Source organism: Micromonospora sp. I033, assembly GCF_053890995.1.
Genome location: NZ_JBSSLX010000107.1, coordinates 1 through 18,545 on the forward strand (window position 1 = coordinate 1; position 18,545 = coordinate 18,545).

The 18,545-nt window shown below is 73.4% G+C and carries 15 protein-coding genes and 1 pseudogene; 6 read left to right on the top strand and 10 right to left on the bottom strand.

Translation table 11 applies throughout. The annotated features are described in order from the left end of the window. Positions 1 to 69: 69 nt before the first annotated feature. Complete coding sequence (locus ACW0Q9_RS18415) at positions 70 to 747, bottom strand: hypothetical protein (protein WP_456182890.1); 678 nt, start codon at positions 745 to 747, stop codon at positions 70 to 72. 70 nt (positions 748 to 817) lie between these two features. Here ACW0Q9_RS18415 and ACW0Q9_RS18420 point away from each other — a divergent pair, with 70 nt between their 5' ends. Genes ACW0Q9_RS18420 through ACW0Q9_RS18430 form a run of 3 tightly spaced genes read left to right on the top strand, consistent with a single transcriptional unit; the run spans position 818 to position 5,156 of the window. Beyond that, positions 818 to 3,436, top strand: coding sequence for a valine--tRNA ligase (locus ACW0Q9_RS18420; protein WP_456182892.1), 2,619 nt, complete (start codon positions 818 to 820; stop codon positions 3,434 to 3,436). After that, positions 3,433 to 4,767 carry a bifunctional folylpolyglutamate synthase/dihydrofolate synthase gene (locus tag ACW0Q9_RS18425; RefSeq protein ID WP_456182894.1) on the top strand — a complete coding sequence of 445 codons (1,335 nt, stop codon included), beginning with the start codon at positions 3,433 to 3,435 and terminating at the stop codon, positions 4,765 to 4,767. Before ACW0Q9_RS18420 ends, ACW0Q9_RS18425 begins: the two co-directional genes overlap by 4 nt. Continuing rightward, a complete protein-coding gene (locus ACW0Q9_RS18430) occupies positions 4,764 to 5,156 on the top strand; it encodes a DUF4233 domain-containing protein (RefSeq protein ID WP_456182896.1) in 393 nt (130 codons plus the stop codon). Before ACW0Q9_RS18425 ends, ACW0Q9_RS18430 begins: the two co-directional genes overlap by 4 nt. A gap of 4 nt (positions 5,157 to 5,160) precedes the next feature. Here the strand turns inward: ACW0Q9_RS18430 and ACW0Q9_RS18435 are convergent, their stop codons facing one another. Then, a complete protein-coding gene (locus tag ACW0Q9_RS18435) occupies positions 5,161 to 6,408 on the bottom strand; it encodes a VOC family protein (protein WP_456182898.1) in 1,248 nt (415 codons plus the stop codon). A gap of 144 nt (positions 6,409 to 6,552) precedes the next feature. Between ACW0Q9_RS18435 and ndk the strand changes: the two genes are divergently transcribed. Then, positions 6,553 to 6,978, top strand: coding sequence for a nucleoside-diphosphate kinase (gene ndk, locus ACW0Q9_RS18440; protein ID WP_456182900.1), 426 nt, complete (start codon positions 6,553 to 6,555; stop codon positions 6,976 to 6,978). Positions 6,979 to 7,032: 54 nt separating this feature from the next. Here ndk and sigJ read toward each other — a convergent pair whose 3' ends face one another. From sigJ to ACW0Q9_RS18470, 6 genes are all read right to left on the bottom strand, one after another. Beyond that, complete coding sequence (gene sigJ / locus ACW0Q9_RS18445; protein ID WP_456182902.1) at positions 7,033 to 7,920, bottom strand: RNA polymerase sigma factor SigJ; 888 nt, start codon at positions 7,918 to 7,920, stop codon at positions 7,033 to 7,035. Then, on the bottom strand, positions 7,917 to 8,357 hold the full coding sequence (locus tag ACW0Q9_RS18450) for a carboxymuconolactone decarboxylase family protein (protein ID WP_456182904.1): 441 nt from the start codon (positions 8,355 to 8,357) through the stop codon (positions 7,917 to 7,919). The genes sigJ and ACW0Q9_RS18450 overlap by 4 nt, the downstream gene beginning before the upstream one ends. Positions 8,358 to 8,458: 101 nt before the next feature. Beyond that, positions 8,459 to 9,244 (bottom strand): ABC transporter permease, encoded by a 786-nt coding sequence (locus ACW0Q9_RS18455; protein ID WP_456182906.1) that lies wholly within the window; start codon positions 9,242 to 9,244, stop codon positions 8,459 to 8,461. Between the two features lie 11 nt (positions 9,245 to 9,255). Further along, on the bottom strand, positions 9,256 to 10,026 hold the full coding sequence (locus ACW0Q9_RS18460) for an ABC transporter permease (protein ID WP_456182908.1): 771 nt from the start codon (positions 10,024 to 10,026) through the stop codon (positions 9,256 to 9,258). Beyond that, positions 10,023 to 11,033 carry an ABC transporter ATP-binding protein gene (locus ACW0Q9_RS18465; RefSeq protein ID WP_456182910.1) on the bottom strand — a complete coding sequence of 337 codons (1,011 nt, stop codon included), beginning with the start codon at positions 11,031 to 11,033 and terminating at the stop codon, positions 10,023 to 10,025. Before ACW0Q9_RS18465 ends, ACW0Q9_RS18460 begins: the two co-directional genes overlap by 4 nt. 60 nt (positions 11,034 to 11,093) lie before the next feature. Further along, entirely contained in the window at positions 11,094 to 12,116 is a 1,023-nt protein-coding gene (locus ACW0Q9_RS18470; RefSeq protein WP_456182912.1) for an ArsR family transcriptional regulator, read from the bottom strand. Positions 12,117 to 12,441: 325 nt separating this feature from the next. Between ACW0Q9_RS18470 and ileS the strand changes: the two genes are divergently transcribed. Further along, positions 12,442 to 15,588 carry an isoleucine--tRNA ligase gene (gene ileS, locus ACW0Q9_RS18475; protein WP_456182914.1) on the top strand — a complete coding sequence of 1,049 codons (3,147 nt, stop codon included), beginning with the start codon at positions 12,442 to 12,444 and terminating at the stop codon, positions 15,586 to 15,588. Between the two features lie 130 nt (positions 15,589 to 15,718). Then, entirely contained in the window at positions 15,719 to 16,408 is a 690-nt protein-coding gene (locus ACW0Q9_RS18480; protein ID WP_456182916.1) for a lysophospholipid acyltransferase family protein, read from the top strand. 4 nt (positions 16,409 to 16,412) lie between these two features. Here ACW0Q9_RS18480 and ACW0Q9_RS18485 read toward each other — a convergent pair whose 3' ends face one another. Both ACW0Q9_RS18485 and ACW0Q9_RS18490 read right to left on the bottom strand, forming a co-directional pair. Then, a complete protein-coding gene (locus ACW0Q9_RS18485; RefSeq protein ID WP_456182918.1) occupies positions 16,413 to 17,882 on the bottom strand; it encodes a cryptochrome/photolyase family protein in 1,470 nt (489 codons plus the stop codon). An 88-nt stretch (positions 17,883 to 17,970) separates the two neighbouring features. Next, positions 17,971 to 18,545 (bottom strand): annotated as a pseudogene (locus ACW0Q9_RS18490) (hypothetical protein); the annotation flags it as partial.

An 18,545-nucleotide genomic window follows, 5' to 3' on the forward strand; every position in this document is an offset into this window, starting at 1 on the left:
GCCCTTCGGGGTGGCCCTGACTGCGTTTTCCAGGCAATGTCGCCGGTGCCCCGAGGGGCGCCGGCGGGTTCAGCGGTGCTGGATGGCCTCGCGCAGCTGGCGGAACAGCGCCGCGGACTCGTCCACCGTTCGGCCCGGGAACATCGCCATCACCACGCTGCCGTGGTCGGCCCAGCCGCAGACCGCGAAGTCCCCGCCGTCACCGCTCGTCGTACCGCACTTCATGACGCCGCCCAGGGCGCCGGCGTCGACCTCGCGCAGCCCGGTGACCTTGCCGGTCTCGTCGGCCATCAGCCCGAAGAGGCTGTCCAGGTCCCGCTCCGGCTGCCACAGCAGGGTGGTGCCACCGAAGAGGAGCACCGACCGCTTGGCGTCCGCCGGGTCGGTGTAGACGGTGCCGAAGCCGCGGTCCAACTCGATGTCGGCGGCGAAGCCGTCGCGCAGGTAATCCGCGGTGCTGCGGGCCCGTTCGCTGTCGTCCCGGGTGAGCCCGGCCACCGTGGCCGGCGTGCTCAGCTCGGTGTCCTTCTGGGCCAGCACCCGCCAGCCGCCCAGGCCGAGCGCCCCGGCCCCCGCCAGGCCGACCACCAGCGCGGCCGCCAGCGCGATCTTCCGCCGCCGCGAGGCGGGGCGTCGCTCGGGCTCCAGCGCCGGGTCGCGGCGGCTCAGCCGGATCGGCTCATCGGTCAGGTCGACCGGCTCGGGATCGCCGTCGACCGGCCGCTCGGTGAGGTGCGCGTCGGACATGTTCGCCACCGTACGCGAACTAACAGGTGGCGCACGTCGGGTCCCCGAAAGCGCTCCGTAGACTTTCAGGGTGACCGAGAGACTGGATGCCCGACGCCCCGACGCCCCGACCCTTGCCGGCCAGTACCAGCCCGGCGAGGTAGAGCAGCGACGGTACGAGCAGTGGGTAGCCGCCGGCCACTTCCGGGCGTCGGCGGACAGCGACAAGCCGCCCTTCACCATCGTCATCCCGCCGCCGAACGTCACCGGCTCGTTGCACATGGGCCACGCCTTCGAGCACACCCTCATGGACGCGCTCAACCGGCGTAAGCGGATGCAGGGCTACGAGGCGCTCTGGCTGCCCGGCATGGACCACGCCGGCATCGCCACCCAGAACCTGGTCGAGCGGCAGCTCGCCGGTGAGGGGCTGTCCCGGCACGACCTGGGCCGGGAGAAGTTCGTCGAGCGGGTCTGGCAGTGGAAGGCGGAGTCCGGCGGCGCCATCCTCGGCCAGATGCGCCGCCTCGGTGACGCGGTCGACTGGGACCGCGAGCGCTTCACCATGGACGAGGGCCTGTCCCGGGCGGTCCAGACCATGTTCAAGAAGCTCTTCGACGACGGGCTCATCTACCGGGCCAACCGGATCATCAACTGGTGCCCGCGCTGCCTCACCGCGCTCTCCGACATCGAGGTCGAGCACACCGACGACGAGGGTGAGCTGATCTCGATCCGCTACAGCGACGAGGTCGTGGTGGCCACCACCCGGGCCGAGACCATGCTCGGCGACACCGCTGTCGCGGTGCACCCGGACGACGAGCGCTACCGGCACCTCATCGGCACCGAGGTGTCCCTGCCGCTCACCGACCGGCGGATCCCGATCGTGGGCGACGAGCACGTCGACCCGAGCTTCGGCACCGGCATGGTGAAGGTGACCCCGGCGCACGACCCGAACGACTTCGAGATCGGCCAGCGGCACGACCTGCCGCAGCTGACGATCATGGACGAGCGCGGCATCATCACGGCGCCGGGCCCGTTCCAGGGCCTCGACCGGTACGAGGCGCGCCCGGCGATCGTGGCGGCGCTGCGCGAGCAGGGCCTGATCGTCGCCGAGAAGCGGCCGTACGTGCACGCCGTGGGGCACTGCTCCCGGTGCAAGACCACCGTCGAGCCGCGGCTGTCGCTGCAGTGGTTCGTCAACACCGCCCCGCTGGCCAAGGCGGCCGGTGACGCGGTGCGCGACGGCCGGGTGAAGATCGAGCCGGCCGAGCTGGCCAAGCGCTACTTCGCCTGGGTCGACAACATGCACGACTGGTGCATCTCCCGGCAGCTCTGGTGGGGCCACCGCATCCCGGTCTGGTACGGCCCGAGCGGCGAGATCGTCTGCGTCGGACCGGACGAGGAGCCGCCGACCGGCGAGGGCTGGCGGCAGGACGAGGACGTCCTGGACACCTGGTTCTCCAGCGGCCTCTGGCCGTTCTCCACCCTCGGCTGGCCGGAGCGCACCCCCGACCTGGCGAAGTTCTACCCGACCAGCGTGCTGGTCACCGGCTACGACATCCTCTTCTTCTGGGTCGCCCGGATGATGATGTTCGGCCTCTACGCCATGGACGGCGTGCAGCCGTTCGACGTGGTCGCCCTGCACGGCATGGTCCGCGACGAGCACGGCAAGAAGATGTCGAAGTCGTTCGGCAACGTGGTGGACCCGCTGGACTGGATCGACCGGTTCGGCGCCGACGCCACCCGGTTCACGCTGGCCCGGGGCGCCAACCCGGGTCAGGACGTGCCGGTCAGCGAGGAGTGGTGCCAGGGCTCCCGGAACTTCTGCAACAAGCTCTGGAACGCCACCCGGTTCGCGCTGCTGAACGGCGCGCACACCGACGGGCCGCTGCCGGCCGCGAGCGAGCTGTCGACCGTCGACCGGTGGATCCTGTCCCGGCTGGCGCACGTCACCGCCGAGGTGGACGAGCAGTTCGAGGCGTACGAGTTCGCCAAGGTCTGCGACCTGCTCTACCACTTCGCCTGGGACGACGTCTGCGACTGGTACGTGGAGCTGAGCAAGCCGGTGCTCGCCGAGGGCGGGCCGGCCGCCGACGCCACCCGCCGGGTGCTCGGGCACGTGCTGGACCAGCTGCTGCGGCTGCTGCACCCGGTGATCCCGTTCGTCACCGACGAGCTGTGGACCGCGCTGACCGGCGGCGGGACGGTGATGACCGCCGACTGGCCGGCGGCCGACCGTACCCTCGTGGACGACGCCGCGGAGGTCGAGGTCGGCACCCTCCAGCGGGTGGTGACCGAGATCCGGCGGTTCCGTTCGGACCAGGGGCTGCGCCCGACGCAGCGGGTGGCGGCCCGGCTCGACGGCCTGGCCGGCGCGGGCATCGCCGCGCACGAGCCGCTGGTCCGCTCGCTGGTCCGGCTCGACGCGCCCGGCGACGACTTCCAGGCCAGCGCCACCCTGGCCATGCCGGGCGAGGTCAGCGTCGCCCTGGACACCCGCGGCTCGATCGACGTGGCCGCCGAGCGCGCCCGACTGACCAAGGACCGGGCCGCCGCCGAGAAGGAGGCCGCGCAGGCGCAGGCGAAGCTGGGCAACCCGGCGTTCGTCGGCAAGGCGCCCGAGCCGGTGGTCGCCAAGATCCGCGAGCGGCTGGCGGTGGCCGAGGCGGACCTGGTCCGGATCGACGCCGCCCTGGAGGCGCTTCCCTCGTGACCGACCGCACCGAATTCGCCGAGGTGGAGGCCGCGCTCAACGCGCGCGGCTTCACCCGCATGCACTTCGAGCTGGAGAAGATCGAGAGCCTGCTCGACCTGCTCGGCAGCCCGCAGCGGGCGTACCCGTCGATCCACCTGACCGGCACCAACGGCAAGACCTCGACGGCCCGCATGATCGACTCGCTGCTGCGGGCGTTCGGGCTGCACACCGGCCGCTACACCAGCCCGCACCTGGAGACCGTCCGGGAGCGGATCAGCCTGGACGGCGAGCCGGTCAGCGAGGACCGCTTCGTGGCCACGTACCGCGAGGTGGCGCCGCTCGCGGAGCTGGTCGACCAGCGGTTCGACGAGCCGCTGACCTACTTCGACCTGACCACCGCGCTGGCCTTCGCCACCTTCGCCGACGCTCCCGTGGACGTCGCCGTGGTGGAGGTGGGGCTGGGCGGCGCCGAGGACGCCACCAACGTGATCCAGGCCGGGGTCGCGGTGATCACCCCGATCGGGCTGGACCACACCGAGTGGCTCGGCGACACCATCGAGGACATCGCGCTGCACAAGGCGGGCATCATCCACTCCGGCGCCACCGTGATCGCGGCGGCCCAGGAGGAGGAGGCCGCCCGGCCGATCCTGGAGCGGTGCGCCGAGGTGGGCGCGACCGTCGCGCGGGAGGGGGCCGAGTTCGGCGTGCTTCGCCGGGCGGTCGCCGTCGGCGGCCAGGTGCTCACCATCCAGGGCCTCGGCGGGGTGTACGAGGAGATCTTCATCCCGCTGCACGGCGCCCACCAGGCCCAGAACGCCGCCGTGGCGCTGGCCGCGGTGGAGGCGTTCCTCGGTGCGGGCGCGCGGCGGCAGCTCGACATCGAGGCGGTCCGGGAGGGCTTCGCCGCGGCCAGCTCGCCGGGGCGGCTGGAGAAGGTGCGCACCGCCCCGACGATCCTGCTCGACGGCGCGCACAACCCGCACGGGATGGCCGCCACCGTCACCGCGCTCCAGGAGGAGTTCGCGTTCAGCAAGCTGGTCGGTGTGCTCGCCGTGCTCGGCGACAAGGACGCGGCCAGCCTGCTGGAGCTGCTGGAGCCGGTGCTCGACTCGCTCGTGGTCACCGCGAACAGCTCGCCCCGGGCGATGCCCGTCGACGAGCTGGCCGGGCTGGCCCGGGAGGTCTTCGGGCCGGACCGGGTGCAGGTGGCCGAGGAGATGCCGGACGCCATCGAGGCGGCCGTCGCCGAGGCCGAGTCCGACGTGCCGGGCGAGCTGGCCGGGGTGGGCGTGCTGATCACCGGATCGGTGGTGACCGTGGCCGACGCCCGCCGGCTGCTCAAGCGATGACCGGCCCGGTGGACGAGCGCCCGCCGAACGAGGCGGAGCAGCCGGGACCGCGGCGCTCCGGGCTGCGCAACCCCGACAAGGCGGTGCGCGGCCTCGGCGCCGGCACGCTCGCCCTGGAGGCACTGGTGCTGCTGCTGGCCATCCAGCCGATCCGGGTGGTCGGTGGCGACCTGAGCGGCGCGGCCGTCGCCGCGATCGTCGCGCTGGCGGTCGCCTGCGTGCTGCTGGCCGGTCAGATGAAGCGGTCGTGGGCCTGGCCCGCCGGCACGGTCGTCCAGGGCCTGCTGCTGCTCGCCGGGCTGCTGCACTGGTCGCTGTTCGTGCTCGGCGTCATCTTCGCCCTGGTGTGGGCGTACGCGCTGCACGTGCGGCGGGTCATCCTCGGCTGAGCGCTCAGGCGTCGGCCAGGGTGCGCCACTGGGTGAGCGCGACGCCGTGCCCGTCCGGGTCGCGGAAGGCGGCCGCCCACACCTCCAGCTTGGTGCCCCGGTTGACCACCCGCGGGGCGTACGTGAACCGGACGCCGCTCCCGCGCAGCCGCTCGTAGGCCGCCTGGATGTCATCGACCTCCAGGTTGACGTGGACCAGTCGGCGGCTGATCGGGGCGGCACCGGTCACCCGGCGCAGCACGAGGCGGGTCGGCCCGGAGGCGAGGACGGCGTTGCCCTCGCCCCGGTCCAGCTCCGTGAAGCCGAGGTCCCGGTAGAAGCCCAGGGACCGGTCCAGGTCGGTGACGAGCAGGGTGATGCCCACCCCGCTGATCGGGCTGGCGACCTCGGCCGGCTCCTCGTCGCCGGCCGGGCCGAAGATGGCCTCGTCCAGCTCCTCCGCGGTGGGCCGCGCCTCGCCGGACGGCTCGTCCAGCGGCACGTCGATCGGATCCACCGCGACGGTCTCGAACCGCTCCTCGGCGGGCGGGCGGGGCGCCGGGGCCCGGCGGGGGAGCGGGCCGCCCGTGGCCGGCTCGACCAGCTGCCCCTCCAGCACGACCCCGCCGCCGGGGCGCTGGTGCAGCACCACCGGCTCGCGCTCCTCCGGCAGCACGGTGAGGTCGTCGAGGAGCGGGTCCGGCGCGGGCGGGAAGTCGTCGCGGAAGTCGTCCTCCGGGACGCGGTCGGCCCACGGCGGCGCCTCCTGCCCGATCAGCACCTCGTCGACCGGGCTCGGGTCGGCGAACTCCGGCGGGAGGTCGGCCACCGCGGCGGCCGTCTCGGCGTGGGTGGGCACCTCGTCCCAGAGGACGCGGACGTGCCGCTGGTCGTCCAGGGCGACCCGGACCGGGAGCGCCTGGCCCAGCGACGGCCACTTGGCGACCGGGACCCGCGGCTCGATGATCTTCTTGGACCGGGGCGGCAGGCCGGGCGCGTCGATCACCAGTTGCAGCTCGCAGCGGCCGAAGGCGTACTGGGTGGGCGGCTCGGAGGCGCTGTGCACGTGACCCAGCCCGACCACCCAGGTGCGGCCGCCGCCGCGGACCGTGGCCAGGGCGATGGCCAGCACCAACAGGGCGACCCCGAGCGCCACGATCGCCCAGCTCGTCATGCCCAGCCCGAACAGGATCACGAACGTGGCCACGGTGCCCAGCACCGCGCCGATCAGCTTGCGTACCGGCGCGATGGGTCGGTTCCCGCCATTCGCCACAGTGGACCTCCCAGGGGTTCCAGGGCCAGGCTAGGCCGCCGCGGCGAGCCAGGGAAGCAGCAGCCGCCGCGCCGGCGCCGGGACCGGGTCGCTACGCTGACCGTACCCAGCCCGACCCGGTTCCGCGCACAGGAGGAAACCAGCGTGTCCAGCAGCAGCCCGGACGAGCGGACGCTCGTACTGATCAAGCCCGACGCGGTCCGCCGCGGGCTGGTGGGGGAGATCCTCGCCCGTTTCGAGCGCAAGGGCCTGCGGATCGACGCGCTGGTGACCCGCACCATGGACGGCGACTTCGCCGACCAGCACTACGCCGAGCACGTGGACAAGCCGTTCTACCCGCCGCTGAAGGCGTTCATGACCGGCGGCCCGCTGGTCGCCCTGGTGCTCTCCGGCGACCAGGTGATCGAGGTGGTCCGCGGGATGATCGGCAGCACCGACGGCCGCAAGGCCGCGGCCGGCACGATCCGCGGCGAATTCTCCCTCTCCAACCGGGAGAACCTGGTGCACGCGTCCGACTCGGTGGACAGCGCCAAGCGCGAGATCGCCCTCTGGTTCCCCGAGCTGGTCTGACCCGGCTCCGACGGCCCCGGTCCCGCGCGTGCGGGCCGGGGCCGTGGCGCGTGCTCAGCCGGGCAGGCGGGTCAGCTTGTCCGGGTTGCCGATCAGGTAGAAGCCGGTGATCCGGCCGTCGGCGGCGGCCACCGAGAGCGCGTAGCGGGCGCCGGACGGCAGGTGCAGCAGCAGCGCCGGCGTGCCGTTGAGCTCGATCGGGGCGCCCCGGACGCCCGGGTGGCGGCGGTGGTACAGGCCGGTGAAGAAGCGGGCGATGCGGTCCGCGCCGTACACCGGGTTGCGGGCCGCGGCGACCCGGCCGCCACCGTCGTTCCAGGCGGTGGCGTCGGCGGCGACCAGGCCGGTCAGCCGGGCCAGGTCGCCGTCGCGCGCCGCGGCCAGGAAGGCGTCGAGGAGGCGCCGCTGCTCCGCCGCCCCGGCGGTGAACCGCCGCCGGCCCTCGGCGATCCGGGCGACCGCGCGGTGGTGCAGCTGCCGGCAGTCCGCCGCGGACCGGTCCAGCAGGTCGCCGATCTCGGCGTACGGCAGGGCGAAGGCGGTGTGCAGCACGTACACCGCGCGCTCCGGCGGGGTGAGCCGTTCCAGCAGGTGCAGCAGCGCCGTGGAGAGCGTCTCCCGCTGCTCGACCGTCTCCAGCGGGCCGAACGGGGACGGGTCGGTCGGCACCGGCTCGGGCAGCCAGGGCCCGACGTACGTCTCCCGGGCGGCCTGCCGGGCCCGCAGCCGGTCCACGGCCAGCCGGGTGACCACCCGGGACAGGTAGCGGCGCGGCTCGGCCACGCTGTCCCGGTCGGCGGCCAGCCAGCGCAGGTACGCCTCCTGGAGCACGTCCTCGGCGTCGTGCAGGCTGCCCAGCAGGCGGTACGCCAGCCCGAGCAGCATCGGCCGGTGCGCGGTGAGCGCACCGGCCGCCTGCGTCGCCGCCGAGGGAGAGGTCACACCTCGACCGGCGGCTGGGTACGGGTGCTCACCGAGATCCGGTTCCACACGTTGATTGTGGCGATCGCGACCAGCAGGTCGGCCAGTTCCTTCTCCGACCAGACCTTCGCGGCCTCGTCCCACACGTCGTCCGGCACGCCGTGCTCGCCGAGGCGGGTCACCGCGTCGGTCAGCGCCAGCGCGGCCCGCTCCCGCTCGTCGAAGAAGGGCGCCTCCCGCCACGCCGCGACGGCGAACAGCCGCCGGCTGGACTCGCCCGCCCCCAGCGCGTCCCGGCTGTGCATGTCCACGCAGAACGAGCAGCCGTTCAACATCGACGCCCGCAGCTTGACCAGCTCCAGCACGGTGTGGTCCACGTTCTTCTGGACGTACTTCTCCAGGCCGAACACCGCCTGGTACGCCTCCGGCACCACCGCCGCCATGTTCATCCGGCTCATCGCCGCCTCCTTCTGTCGTCGGTACGCCCACACGACGGATCGGGGCCGGTGCGGTGTGACGGTGCGGGGGTGTGACGGTGGTCATGGGGAGCGGTGGTGGGTCAGAGGGTGTCCAGGGAGGCTCGGCGGCGGGACTCGGCTTCGAAGAGCCTGAGGAGGGCGGCGGCGAGGATCGCGTAGCCGAGGCCGACCGCCGCCTCGGCGGCGAGTGCCGGTGCGGCCGCCGCGAGGCCCTCGCCGGTCGCCAGTTGGCGGGCGGCCCGGGCGGCGTGGGTGATCGGCAGGCACTCGCCCACCGCGCGCATCCAGCCGGGCAGCCCGGCCGCGGGCACGTTCACGCCGGTGAGCAGGAGCAGCAGCGCCACCGAGACGTTGGAGACCACCCAGACGTCCCGGAACCGCAGCCCCAGCGCGCCCAGGGTGAGGCCGAAGAACCCGCACGCCAGCGCGGCCACCGCCAGGGTCAGCAGCAGCGCCGGCAGGGCCCCCGGCGGCACCCGCAGCCCGAGCAGGAGCGCGCCGACGGTCAGCGTGCTCGCCGCGATGAGCAGGCCGTTCCCGGCGTACGGGAGGACCCGGCCGAGGAAGACGGCGGTGCGGCTGCGCGGGGAGAGCAGCACGTGCCCGAGGGTGCCGAAGCGCCGCTCGTTGGCGACGGCCATGGTGCCGCCGAAGACGCAGGAGAGCGAGGCGGCGAGGACCGCGTTGCCGACGACGTAGAAGCGGTCGTCGGCGACCCCGAGCTGCCGCCCCAGGTACGCGAAGAAGAGCAGCTGGAAGATCGGACCCACCAGCAGCGAGCCGACGAACATCGCCGGGGTGGTCCAGTTGAACAGGGCCCGGTAGGCGATCACGCCGCCGGTGCCGATGAGCCGGAAGAGTGCCATCGTTGTTCTCCTCAGGCCAGCGCGAGGGTCGCCGCGGCGCGGGCCCGTCGCTCGACGTGGGTCATCATCAGGGCGCCGGCGGCCAGGCAGCCGAGGCTGATCGCCAGGCAGATGCCCAGGGACGGCCAGACCGGGCCGCCGCTGGCCGCCTCGTGCACCGCCCGGGCGCCCCACGTGGTGGGCAGCGCGGCGGCGATCGGGCCGGTCCAGCCGGGCAGCACGGTGAGCGGCACCAGCATCCCGGAGACCAGCCAGATCGGGTACTCCAGCGTGTTGGCCAGCGCGTTGGCGTTGCGCATCAGCACGAACGTGCTGGCGAGCAGCAGGCCGAACATGCCCAGGGCGAGCACGCAGCCGGGAGCCGCGACCAGGAAGCGCAGCGGGTGCGCGAAGGTCAGCGGCACGCCGTAGAGCAGCCGGCCCCAGAGCAGGGTGGCGAGCATGGCGTAGGTGCCGGTGACCGCGGTGGACAGGGTGATCGGGAAGATCACCAGCGCGGGCGGGCGCGGCGCCAGCATGAGCATCTCCAGGGTGCCCTGCCAGCGCTGGTTCTGGATGGCGCCGCCGGAGCCGAAGAGCACCGACGACCAGACGCCCATCAGCCCGGCGCCGACCGCGGCCTCCAGCAGCCGGCCGGGCTCGCCGCCGGCCCGGAAGAGGTACACCGCCAGGGTCGCCTGCACCACCGGCACGATCAGCGCGGTGGCGATCTCGAACGGGGAGCGGCTGAGCTGCTTGGTGTGCAGCAGCGCCCCCACCCCGATCATGCGGAGCAGGCTCACGCGGCCACCGCCTCGACCGGGCGGGCCGGGGTGTCGACCCGGTTGACGATCGCCACGTACGCGTCCTCGAGGGTGGGCTGGCGGGCGGCGACCCGTCCGAGCCGTACGCCGTCCAGCTCGCGCAGCACGTCGGCCTGCACGTCCACCCCCGCGTCGGACTGCACGGTCAGCACCTGCGCCGCGCCGGTGACCGTCACACTCGCCTCGCGCACCCCGGGCAGGGCGTGGACGGCGGCGAGCTGGGCGTCGGTCACCCCGTACGCCTCGACCTCCAGCACCTGCCGGCCGTCGGCGTGCCGCCGCAGCTCGGCCGGCGTGCCGAGGGCCTGGATGGCGCCGTTGGCGATCACCGCGATCCGGTCGCACAGCTCGTCCGCCTCGGCCATGTAGTGCGTGGTCAGCAGCACGGTGGTGCCGGTGGCGGCCAGGGCGGCGACGGTCTGCCGCAGTTCCCGCGCGGCCACCGGGTCCACCCCGATGGACGGCTCGTCGAGGAAGAGCACCTTCGGCCGGTGCAGCAGGCCCCGGGCGATGTGCAGCCGTTGCCGCATGCCCCGGGAGTAGCCCTCCACCCGCTCGTGCTCCCTGCCGTCGAGGTGGACCAGCGCCAGCAGCTCGGCGATGCGGCGCTTCTGCTCCCGCCCCGGCACCCTGTACAGCTCGGCGAAGTAGCGCAGGTTGTCGAGGGCGGAGAGCCGGTCGTAGAGGCCCCGGTCGCCGCCGAAGACGTACCCGATCCGCCGGCGTACCTCCCGGGTCTCGGTGACCACGTCGTGGCCGCCGACCCGGGCGGTGCCGGCGGTCGGGATGAGCAGCGTGTTCAGCAGCTTGATGGTCGTGGTCTTGCCGGCGCCGTTCGGTCCGAGCAGGCCGAACAGCTCCCCGTTGCCGACCGTCAGGTCGACGCCGCGGACCGCCTCCACCTCCCGGCGCCGGGGTCGGAACCATCCCGTTCGGCTGCGGTAGGTGCGGCGCAGCCCGGTCGCCTCGATCGCGTACTCGCTCATGGCGGCGAATCTAGGGACGGCGGGCGGCCCGGCGAAACGAATTCGGCAGCCGCCGAATCCTCAGGCGGAGGCGGTGGCCGGGTCCGCGCCGATTAGGGTGACCAGGGCCAGGCCGGCGGGTTCCAGGCCGTACAGGACCCGGCGGCCCACCCGGCGGCGGTGCACCACCCCGGCCGCGAGCAGCGCGGCGAGGTGCTCGGAGACGGTGCTCGGCGCCAGCCCCAGGGTGGCGGCCAGCCCGGCGGTGGTGGCCGGCCGGGTCAGCGCCCGCAGCACCTGGGCCCGGCCCCGGCCGACGAGCACCGCCAGCCGGTCGGGCCCCGAGGCCTCCGGCGCGGCGGCGCCGGCCGGCCGGTCCGCCAGCAGGACCGCGCCGCGGGCCTGGTAGGAGACGGCGATGATCTCGGGGTGGTCGGTGGAGTGGGTGAGCGCGCCCCGGGAGAAGATCAGCGGGATCAGCAGCAGCCGCTGGTCGACCGCCTTGAAGCTCCGCTCCGAGGGCTTGACCAGGCTGAGCACCGGCCGTTCCCAGCGGACCCGCTCGTGCAGGTCGGCGAGGAGCGCGTCCGGGCCGTCGGCGGCCAGCGCCCGCGCCCGGTGCAGCACCTCCTCGTCCAGGGCCGCCCGCATCGCCGGCCACCACGGCGCGAGCGCCGCGTCCCAGTACGCCTGGATGCCGTCGGCGAGCCGGTCCAGCGCCGCCTGCCGGTCGGTGACGAACGGGCGCAGCCAGTCCGGCAGGTCGTCCGGGTCGTGGTAGCGGGGGATCTGCTCGGCGATCACCTCGGCGGGGGTGGCCCGCAGCGCGGCCAGCTCCTCCTCGATGGTCGGGCTGGCGCTGGGCGGCACCGGGCCGAGGAAGTCCGGGTACCACGGGCCGGTCCGGGTGTAGAGCAGCGCCGGGGCGGTCGCGGGCCGCTCGGCGAGCACCCGCCAGGCGTGCCGGGCCCAGCCGGTGTACGGCCAGGGCGCCTCGTCCCGGTAGCGCTCCAGGAGGTAGAGGCTGCACTTGGCCTCCCAGAGCGGGCTGGTGGCGATCCGGGTACGGGTCAGCGTGGGCTCGTCCAACTCGATCCGGATCACCCGGGCAGCCTAGCCCCGCGGGCCGGGTCGACCCGGGCCGATACTCGGCGGCGGGCCACCCGCCCGGTCGAGTACGCTTGACGGCACACAGGCGACGACCCGGCCATCACCGGCGAGCCTCCGGAAGAACAGCCGGGTGACCGGCCCAGTAGAACCGGACGGGACCGGCCCGTCACAGCCGGCCAACGAGCGGGCGGTCGCACCTCGACCGCCAAGCGGGGTGGTACCGCGGGCCCGGCCCGGGGCGCCGGTCACGGCGTACCGGAAGGGGTTCGTCCTCGCAGACCCACACGGACATGTGAGCTGCTGAGGAGAGCGACCCCCGATGGCCTATCCGTTGCACGACCCGACCGCCGCCGGCGTCCCGGCGAGCCCGGACCTGCCCGCGGTCGAGCGCCGGGTCCTGGAGCACTGGACGGCCGACAAGACCTTCGAGGCCAGCGTCGAGGCGCGTCCCGCCGGGGAGGACGGGAAGAACGAGTTCGTCTTCTACGACGGCCCGCCCTTCGCCAACGGCCTGCCGCACTACGGCCACCTCTTCACCGGGTACGTCAAGGACGTGGTGCCGCGCTACCAGACCATGCGCGGCCGGCACGTCGAGCGCCGGTTCGGCTGGGACTGCCACGGCCTGCCGGCCGAGGTGGTGGCCGAGAAGCAGCTCGGCATCACCACCAAGGCGGAGATCCTCGACCTCGGCGTGGCCCGGTTCAACGAGGCCTGCCGCACCTCGGTGCTGGAGTTCACCCAGGACTGGGAGCGGTACGTCACCCGGCAGGCCCGCTGGGTCGACTTCGCCAACGACTACAAGACGCTCGACCTGGACTACATGGAGAGCGTCATGTGGGCCTTCCGGACCCTGCACGACAAGGGTCTGGTCTACGAGGGCTTCCGCGTGCTGGCGTACTGCTGGCGGTGCGAGACCCCGCTGTCGAACACCGAGACCCGGATGGACGACGTCTACAAGGACCGGCACGACCCGACGCTGACCGTCTGGTTCGAGCTGACCGCGGACGAGTCGGCCCCCGAGCCGGTGCGCGGCCCGGTGCGGCTCGGCGTCTGGACCACCACGCCGTGGACCCTGCCGTCGAACCTGGCGCTCGCCGTCGGCCCGGACATCGAGTACGCGGTGCTGGAGCGCGACGGGCAGCGGTATGTCGTCGGTGCGGCACGGCTCGGCGCGTACGCCAAGGAGCTGGAGGGGTACGAGCAGGTCGGCACCGTGTACGGCCGGGACCTGGTCGGGCGCCGCTACACCCCGCTCTACGACTTCCTGGTCGAGCAGGCCGGCGAGAACGCCTACCAGGTGCTCGGCGCGGAGTTCGTCACGACCGAGGACGGCACCGGGATCGTCCACCTGGCCCCGGCCTTCGGCGAGGACGACCAGAACACCTGCAACGCGGCCGGCATCCCGACCGTCGTCACGGTCGACGACCACACCCGGTTCACCGGGCTGGTCCCGCCGTACCAGGGCGAGCAGGTCTTCGACGTGAACAAGCCGGTGATCCGGGAGCTGAAGGAGCGGGGGGTGGTGCTCCGGCAGGACACCTACACCCACTCCTACCCGCACTGCTGGCGCTGCGACACCCCGCTGGTCTACAAGGCGGTCTCCTCCTGGTTCGTCGCGGTCACCCGGTTCAAGGACCGGATGGTCGAGCTGAACCAGCAGATCAACTGGACCCCGGGGCACATCAAGGACGGCTCGTTCGGGAAGTGGCTGGCCAACGCCCGGGACTGGTCGATCAGTCGGAACCGGTTCTGGGGCTCGCCGATCCCGGTGTGGAAGTCCGACGACCCGAACTACCCGCGGGTGGACGTGTACGGCTCGCTGGCCGAGCTGGAGCGGGACTTCGGCGTACGCCTGACCGACCTGCACCGGCCGGCGGTGGACGACCTGGTCCGCCCCAACCCGGACGACCCGACCGGGAAGTCGATGATGCGCCGGGTGCCGGAGGTGCTGGACTGCTGGTTCGAGTCCGGCTCGATGCCGTTCGCCCAGGTGCACTACCCGTTCGAGAACCGCGAGTGGTTCGAGCACCACTACCCGGGTGACTTCATCGTCGAGTACATCGGACAGACCCGCGGCTGGTTCTACACCATGCACGTGCTGGCCACCGCGCTGTTCGACCGGCCGGCGTTCCGCAACTGCCTGAGCCACGGCATCCTGCTCGGCTCCGACGGGCGCAAGATGTCCAAGAGCCTCCGCAACTACCCGGACGTCTACCACGTCTTCGACGCGTACGGGTCGGACGCGATGCGCTGGATGCTGATGTCCTCGCCGGTGCTGCGCGGCGGCGACATGGCGGTGACCGAGACGCTCATCCGGGACGCCGTGCGGCAGGTGCTGCTGCCGCTCTGGAACGTCTGGTACTTCTTCTCGCTCTACGCCAACGCCGACGGCTACACCGCCAAGCGGCGGGTGGACTCCACCCACCTGCTCGACCGGTACGTGCTGGCGAAGACGAACGAGCTGGTGTCGACGGTCCAGGGGCAGCTCGACGCGTACGACATCTCGGGCGCCTGCGCCACCGTCCGGTCCTACCTGGACGCGCTGACCAACTGGTACGTGCGCCGCTCGCGGGACCGGTTCTGGGCGGGCGACGCCGACGCGTTCGACACGCTCTGGACGGTGCTGGAGACGCTCTCCCGGGTGGTGGCGCCGCTGGCGCCGCTGACCGCGGAGGAGATCTGGCGCGGGCTCACCGGCGAACGGTCGGTGCACCTGACCGACTTCCCGTCGGCGGAGGAGTTCCCGGCCGACCACGAGCTGGTGGCCGCCATGGACAACGTCCGGGCGGTCGCGTCGGCGGCGCTGTCGCTGCGCAAGGCCAAGGGGCTGCGGGTCCGGCTGCCGCTGTCGAAGCTGACCGTGGCCTCCCCGGTCGCGGCCCAGCTGCGGCCCTTCGCCGACCTGGTCGCCGACGAGGTCAACGTGAAGGTGGTGGAGTTCTCCGACGAGGTGTCGGCCTACTGCCAGCAGGTGCTGACCGTGGTGCCCCGGGCGCTCGGCCCCCGGGTCGGCAAGGCGGTCCAGCAGGTGATCAAGGCGGTCAAGGCGGGGGAGTGGGAGCTGGTCGACGGCGCCCCGGTCGCCGCCGGCATCACCCTCGCCGAGGGCGAGTACGAGCTGCGCCTGGTCGCGGCCGACGCCGAGCACTCCGCGCCGCTGCCCGGCGGCGAGGGCGTGGTCGTGCTGGACACCGAGGTCACCCCGGAGCTGGCCGCCGAGGGGCTGGCCCGGGACGTGGTCCGGGTGGTGCAGCAGGCCCGCCGGGACGCCGACCTGGACGTCTCGGACCGGATCGTGGTCGCCGTCTCCGCCTCCGAGGAGGTCCGGGCGGCGGTCGCCGCGCACACCGAGTTCGTGGCCCGGGAGGTGCTGGCCGACACGGTCGACTTCGCCGAGGGCCTCGACGGCTTCGCCGGCGAGGTGGGCGAGGGCGAGCGGGTGACGGTGGCCGTCCGGCGGGTATGAGGTCGGGACGGGGTCCGGCGGCGTCCGCGCCGCCGGACCACCCCGCGGACCGCTGACCACCCGATCCGCCGGATGCGGACCCGTCCGCTACCGTGACAGCGCCTGTTCACGTACGACCGCCGGAGGACCCGTGCCCCTGCTCTACACCATCGGCAAGCTCACCGTGGCGCCCGCGCTCCGGTTGGCCTTCCGTCCGCACGTGGAGGGGTTGGAGCACATCCCGGCGACCGGTGGCGCGATCTTCGCGGGCAACCACCTCTCCGTGGCCGACGAGCTGCTGCTCGGCACGGTGGTGCCCCGGCACCTGGCCTTCTGGGCCAAGTCGGAGTACTTCAAGGGCACCGGCGTGAAGGGCGCGTTCTCCAAGTTCGTGCTCACCGGCCTGGGCGCCATCCCCGTCGAGCGGGCCGGCGGCCGGGCGGCGCTGTCCGCGTTCGACGCCGCCATCCCGGTGCTCCAGGCCGGGGACCTGGTGGCCGTCTACCCGGAGGGGACCCGGTCCCCCGACGGGCGGCTCTACCGGGGACGCACCGGCGCGGCCCGGCTGGCGGTCGCCGCCGGAGTGCCGATCATCCCGGTGGGCGTGACCGGCACCGACAAGGCGCAGCCGATCGGCACCCGGGTGCCCCGGCCGGGCCGGGCGGAGATCACCATCCGGTTCGGCAAGCCGCTGGACTTCACCGGCCGGTCGGACGACCGGACGTCGCTGCGGGAGATGACCGACGAGCTGATGGCCGAGATCCAGAAGCTCACCGGCCAGGAGTACGTGCCGCGCTACGCCCCGAAGCGGGCCGAGCCCACCGCCGACCCGACCGTCTGAGGCGTCACGGCGGGTCGCTGCCGCGCCGCCGCTCCTGGGCGACCACCGCGTCCAGGTCGCTGAGGCGGGCCAGCTGCTTCATGGTCCGCGCCATCCGGGCGTTGGCCGGGATCCGGCTGCGGTTGGCGGCCAGGAACGCCCAGTGGCCGGCGGTGAACGGGCAGGCGTCGTCGCCGAGCCGCTTGCGCGGGTCGTAGCGGCAGCCGCCGCAGTAGTCGCTCATCCGGTTGATGTACGCGCCCCCGGCGACGTACGGCTTGGTGGTCATCCGGCCCAGGTCGGCGTACTGGCTCATGCCGACCACGTTGCCGGTCATCACCCACTCGTAGCCGTCCACGAACCGGGTGTGGAACCACTCGACCAGCTCCGCCGGGCGCCAGCCGCGCTGGAGGGCGTAGTTGCCGAGCACCATGAGCCGCGGGATGTGGTGCACCCAGGCCCGGTCGCGGACGCCGGTGAGCACGTCGTTGAGGCAGCGCGCGTCGACCGCGTCCGCGTCCAGGTCACGCCACCAGTCCGGCAGGGAGCGGCGGGCGCCCAGCGCGTTGCTGTCACGCCAGCCCGGCGCGAAGTACCAGTAGGTGTGCCAGATGTAGTCCCGCCAGCCCATCACCTGCCGGATGAAGCCCTCCACCGCGGGCAACGGCGCGCCCTGACTCCGGTACGCCCGCTCGGCGCCCCGGACCGCCTCCATCGGGTCGAGCAGGCCCAGGTTGAACGAGGACGACAGCATGCTGTGCGCCAGCCACGGATCGGTGGAGAGCATGGCGTCCTCGTAGCGGCCGAACGCGGCGAGCCGGTGCCGGAGGAAGTGCCGCAGCCGGGTCGTGGCCTCGCGGTGGGTGGCCGGGAACCGGCGCGGCCCGTCCCGGCCGGCGAACCGGATGCCCTCCCGCGCCCAGCGGTCCAGGTCGGCCCGGACCTCCACGTCGATGTCGTCCTCCTTCGGCATAGACGGCGCGGGCACGTCGAGTCCGCCCCGCTTCGGCGGCGGCTCGCGGTTCTCCGTGTCGAAGCTCCACCGGCCGCCGACCGGATCGCGGCCGTCCAGCAGCACCCCGTGGTGCTCCCGGGCGAACCGGTAGAACGCCTCCATCCGCAGCGCGCCCCGCCGGCCGTCGGCCCAGTCGGCGAAGTCCTCCAGGCTGGTCACGTAGCCCCGGGCCGGCAGCACGGTGACCCCGTCCAGCTCCCGGACGAACGCCAGCGCCCGCCGGGAGGTGGGGTGGCAGACCTCCAGCGGCTCGCGGACCTGCTTCAACGCCTGCCCGTACGTCTCGCCGCGCAGGAAGATCGCCTGGTCGCCCAGCTCGGCGGCGCGGTGCCGGAGCGCGGAGAGGATCAGGTGGGCCTTCTGCCGGTGGTAGACCCGGCGCCGGAAGGCCGCCTTGGACTCGATCAGCAGAACCGGCTGCTGCCGCTCGTCGAGGAAGTGCGGCCCCAGCTGGTCAGCGAAGAGCCAACGCCGCGACATGTCCCGATTGTCACCCCTCGGGCCGATCCGACCCGGCAGGAAGACGGAACCTTTACGTGTTCGATACGTTGCGAACGGTGACGACGGCTCAGGACTGCCGCGGGACGACCACCTTCTGGCGCAGCTCGTCCAGCAGCCGGCCACTGTCCTCCACGGACAGCCGGGTGAAGACGCCGGTGGCCAGGCTGCCGTGGTCGACCGAGGTGCACACCACGACCGTGTCGCCGTCGGCCCGGCCCACCGCGCAGCGCTCGTACCGGCCCCGGACGCCGGTCTCCACCGGCACCGAGGGCGCGAGGTCGTACCGGTCGGTGAGGCGGTCCAGCTCGGCCTGCGCGTCCGACTCCGGGCTCAGCCGGAACCCGGTGCCGCCGAAGAGGGTGACCCGCTTGCCCTCGCTCGTCGTGTAGATCCCGGCGAAGGTGTCCTCGGCGAGCAGGTGTGCCTGGCGTACCTGCCGCTCCAGGTCCGCGGCGGCGGCCCGGCTGCGCTCGTCCTGGCGCAGCCGCATCGAGTCGAGCTGGTCGGGCAGGCTCGCGCTCGCCGGGTACTGGGCGGAGAGCGGCTGGGCCCACCAGAGCGGCACGCCGCAGCAGCAGGCGATGCTGAGCAGCAGCACCCAGGGCCAGCGGCGCCGGCGGCGGACCGGCACGGCCACGTACC